Raw genomic sequence first — 3,222 nt, 5'->3', positions numbered from 1 at the left:
CGGATCGGTTTCAGCGCGACCTGGCTGCTGTTCCTGCTGCGTGAGTTCCCCCACCGCCAGGAGCTCTACGGGCCCGACGGCCCGTGGGACTGGGACCTCGCCGATCAGCTCGTCGGGTCCAACGGCGCCTTCACCGCGCTGCTGTGGTCGGACGGCCAGGGCTGGTTCGAGGCCCTCTACCTGCTCGCGGTGGTGTGGAGCGTCCTGCTGCTGCTGGGCTGGCGCACCCGCACCATGTCGGTGCTGTTCATGGTGGGCGTGCTGTCGCTGCAGAACCGCAGCGTCTTCATGGGCGACGGCGGCGACAACGTCCTGCACCTGATGTCGGTCTACCTCGTGTTCACGCGCTGCGGCCAGGTGTGGTCCCTGGACGCGAGGCGTGCCCGGCGCGCGGACGAGGCGCGGGCGCGTGGAGAGCGGCCGCGGGACCGGACGGGCCCCGCGCTGTGGGGGGTGCTGGGCTTCCTGCTGCTCCTGGCGACCCTGGCCGGCCGGATGGACGGCGACCGGTTCGTCCCGGCGCTGCTGTGGGCCGTATGGCTGGCGCAGGCGCTGTGGTGGCTGGTGGGGCGCTACGCGAGGACCCCGCAGCCGCGCGGTCTGCTGGACGTCGTCGCCAACATCGTGCACAACGGCGCCCTGCTGGTGATCATGGCCGAGGCCTGTCTGATCTACGCCACGGCCGGCTGGTACAAGATCCAGGGCTCCCGCTGGCAGGACGGCACCGCGGTGCACTACCCGCTGCACCTGGAGTACTTCTCCCCCTGGCCGGCCCTCAGCGACCTGCTGACCGCCAGCGGCACCCTGGTGATGCTGGTGACCTACGGGACGGTCGCCGTACAGGTCGCCTTTCCGTTCACCCTGTTCAACCGGCGGGTCAAGAACGTGCTCCTGGCGCTCATGATCACCGAGCACGCGGTGATCGCCGTCGTCCTGGGACTCCCCTTCTTCTCCCTGGCGATGATCGCGGCCGACGCGGTCTTCCTGCCGACGTCGTTCCTGCGCCGCCTGGGCAACGCCTTCGGGCGCGCCTGTGCGGGGGTACGCACCCGGACCCTCCGCATCCCGCCGTCGCGCACGCGCGCGGACGGTGCGCCGGTACCCGTACCCAGGACCGGGAGCCCGGGAGAGCCGGTGGACCACGTGGATCAGGTGGATCAGGTGGATCGCGTGGACAGGGAGGAGCCGGCCGGTCGGGGGCCGACCGTCCCCGCGCCCGGGAAAGCACCCGGCACGCGCCCGTAGGCTGCACGTCATGGCCGCCCCCGACCGCGACACCGACACCGATCCCGACCGCGACACCGATCCTGACCGCGACACCGCCCCCGACAGCGACTCCGTGCCCCCGGCGACTCCCGCCCAGGACGACGCCGCCCCGGTGACCCGCTGGCACCGGCACACCGGTGGTGCGGTTCTGCTCGACGGCTTCCACGCCCTCAAACACGCCGTGCGCTTCGGCGCCGAGGTCGAGGTGGCGGTGACCGCGGACCGGGCCGCCGCGCTCGCCCTCGCCGACGAGCTGGCCCCGGACGTCCGGGAGGCGCTGGCGGCGCTGCTGGCCGAGGTGCCGTACGCGACGTACGCCTCGCTTGTCCCGCGCCCGCACCCCACCGCCGTCGCCGCGCTCGCCGTACGGCCCTCCCGCGCGGGCAACCTGGCCGGGCTGGCGCGCACCCCGCGCACCGCGCCCGTGGTGGTCCTCGACCAGCCGCGCAACCTGGGCAACGCGGGCGCCGTGATCCGGCTGGCCGCCGGTTTCGGGGCGACCGGGGTCGTCACCACCGGCACCCTCGACCCCTGGCATCCCACGGTCGTGCGCGGCGGGGCCGGGCTGCACTTCGCGACCGCCGTGGAACGGCTGTCCGTCGACGAACTGCCCGCCGGCCCGGTGTTCGCACTCGATCCGGAGGGCGAGGACATCCGCGCGCTGGAACTGCCGGACGACGCGCTGCTCGCCTTCGGCTCGGAGCGCAGCGGGCTCTCGCCCGAGCTGCGCGCGCGGGCCGACCATCTGGTGGCGCTGCCGATGCGCCCCCAGGTCTCCAGCTACAACCTCGCGACCAGTGTGGCCATGACGCTGTACCACTGGAGCGCCACCGGGGGCGCACCCGCCTGAGCGCCTCCCGCGCCGGCCGGTCCTACGCCTCCTGGCGCACCTCGACCACCCGGAAGCGGTTGGCCACGAACGCGGCGTCGGTGAGGGCCGCGTTGGCCGCCGGGTTGCCGCCGGAGCCGTGGAAGTCGGAGAAGGCGGCCGTCTGGTTGACGTACACCCCGCCGGTGAGGTTGAGGGAGAGCTGGGCGGCCTCCTCCAGGCAGACCTCCCGCACCTGCTCCTCGAACTCCGGGGAGGTCGTGTACGCGCCGACGGTCATCGCGCCCTTCTCACGGACGGTGCGCCGCAGCAGCTCCGCCGCGTCCGTGGCGGAGTCGACGGCGACGGCGAAGGAGACCGGGCCGAAGCACTCGCTCATGTAGGCGGCCTCGGCGTCCGGCTTCGCACCGTCCAGCTTCACGATCACCGGTGTACGGACCACCGCGTCCGGGAATTCCGGGTGGGCGATCGCGCGGGAGGCGAGGGCGACCTCGCCGAGGCCGCCGGCGGCCTCCAGACGGTCCTTGACGCCGGGGTTGACGAGCGCGCCGAGCAGGCCGGCCGCGCGCGTGTCGTCGCCGAGCAGGCCGTCGACCGCCTGCGCCAGGTCGGCGACGACCTCGTCGAAGGACTTGGGGCCCTGGTCGGTGGTGATGCCGTCGCGTGGGATCAGCAGGTTCTGCGGGGTGGTGCACATCTGACCGCTGTAGAGCGACAGGGAGAACGCCAGGTTGGCGAGCATGCCCTGGTAGTCGCCGGCCGATTCCACGACCACCGTGTTGACGCCGGCCTTCTCCGTGTACACCTGCGCCTGGCGGGCGTTGGCCTCCAGCCAGTCGCCGAACTCCGTGGAGCCGGTGTAGTCGACGATCCGGATCTCCGGACGGGTGGCCAGGGCCTTGGCGATGCCCTCGCCGGGCCGCTCGGCGGCCAGCGCCACCAGGTTCGGGTCGAAGCCGGCCTCGGCGAGCACCTGGCGCGCGACCTGGACGGTGAGCGCGAGCGGCAGCACCGCCCGGGGGTGCGGCTTGACCAGGACCGCGTTGCCGGTGGCGAGGGAGGCGAACAGGCCCGGATAGCCGTTCCACGTGGGGAAGGTGTTGCAGCCGACGACCAGGCCGATGCCG

The 3,222-nt window shown here is 73.2% G+C and carries 3 protein-coding genes; 2 read left to right on the top strand and 1 reads right to left on the bottom strand.

Annotation, left to right across the window (positions count from 1 at the left end; all coding sequences use genetic code 11):
- Both AOK11_RS29620 and AOK11_RS29615 read left to right on the top strand, forming a co-directional pair.
- On the top strand, positions 1 to 1,245 hold a 1,245-nt coding region (locus tag AOK11_RS29620; RefSeq protein WP_240497535.1), incomplete at its 5' end, for an HTTM domain-containing protein.
- A gap of 10 nt (positions 1,246 to 1,255) precedes the next feature.
- Positions 1,256 to 2,116: a TrmH family RNA methyltransferase gene (locus tag AOK11_RS29615; RefSeq protein ID WP_240497534.1), complete on the top strand. Its 861-nt coding sequence runs from the start codon at positions 1,256 to 1,258 to the stop codon at positions 2,114 to 2,116.
- Positions 2,117 to 2,138: 22 nt separating this feature from the next.
- Here AOK11_RS29615 and paaN read toward each other — a convergent pair.
- Positions 2,139 to 3,222, bottom strand: a 1,084-nt coding sequence (gene paaN / locus AOK11_RS29610) for a phenylacetic acid degradation protein PaaN (RefSeq protein WP_063793950.1), incomplete at its 5' end; no start/stop codon positions are given.

The organism is Streptomyces hirsutus (genome assembly GCF_001418415.1).
Taxonomy (GTDB): Bacteria; Actinomycetota; Actinomycetes; order Streptomycetales; family Streptomycetaceae; genus Streptomyces; species Streptomyces hirsutus.
Note: the sequence above shows the minus strand (reverse complement) of the source record. Positions and strands in the feature narration are given on the sequence as shown.